The following is a 1,107-nucleotide window of genomic DNA, read 5'->3' on the forward strand; positions in this document are numbered from 1 at the left end:
ACCCAGCCACCAGCGCCTTTCTACCCGATCTCACGGGGGCGTGCAGGGCCAGAACTGCTGGCGGGCATTCTGTGCGACAAGTATCTCCAGCATCTGCCGCTGAACAGGCAGAGTGATGCCTTTGCACGCGAAGGGATTGATCTCGACACGTCAACGTTAGCCGACTGGGTGGGAGCCTGCACAGCGACCCTGGCCCCTCTGAACGCGCTGATCCGGGTCCATGTGCTGGCAGCTGGTCGTCTGCATGCGGATGACACCACCGTGCCCGTGCTGGCGAAGGGCCGAACACGCACCGGTCGATTGTGGAATTATGTGCGCGACGATCACCCCTTTGGAGGCACAGCACCCCCGGCCGTGTGGTTCCGTTATTCACGGGACCGCAAGGGCGAACATCCTGTCGATCATCTTTCGGGCTGGACGGGGATCGTGCAATCCGATGCCTATGCCGGATATAACGCTCTGACAAAACCGGGCCGTCAGCCTGCACCTGTCGTGTCTGCAGGATGCTGGGCGCACGGACGAAGGGGGCTGTTCAAAATCGCGGAGAAGGACAAGGCCCCGCTGGCGATAGAGGCAGTGCGCCGCATCGACGCCATCTTCGAGGCTGAACGTGTGATAAACGGCACCCCAGACCAGCATCGGCTCGCGGTCCGTCAGGAAAGCAGTGCTCCCATGGTAGAGGACCTGTTCATGTGGATGCGTGACACGTGCCAACGCATGTCATCAAAAAATCCCATTGCACAGGCCATGAGCTATTTTCTCAGACGACCTGATATGTTCACACGGTTTCTACATGATGGGCGCATCTGTCTCACAAATAACGCCGCAGAGCGTGCGCTCCGTGGGATAGCCCTCGGCAGAAAAGCCTGGTTATTCGCCGGGTCAGACCGGGGCGGAGAACGCGCTGCCGCCATGTATTCCCTGATCGTCACCGCCCGTCTGAACCTTGTCGATCCCAAAGCATGGCTCGCAGATGTCCTCGCCCGTATCAACGATATGCCAAATCCACGCCTCCATGAACTCCTGCCATGGCACTGGAAAACCCTTCACCACAGCAATAATACCATCAAAGCCTGATTACGCCCGCGGCTCTCTCCGGATGCTTAC

Annotated in this window: 1 protein-coding gene; it reads left to right on the forward strand. The window is 59.3% G+C overall.

The genetic code is table 11. The features are described 5' to 3' along the window. The coding region (tnpC, locus tag GOB85_RS18760; RefSeq protein ID WP_173578868.1) for an IS66 family transposase at positions 1-1,077 on the forward strand (1,077 nt) is incomplete at its 5' end. Positions 1,078-1,107 lie beyond the last annotated feature (30 nt).

Origin of the sequence: Acetobacter fallax (assembly GCF_011516735.1) — a bacterium.
Lineage (GTDB): Bacteria > Pseudomonadota > Alphaproteobacteria > Acetobacterales > Acetobacteraceae > Acetobacter > Acetobacter fallax.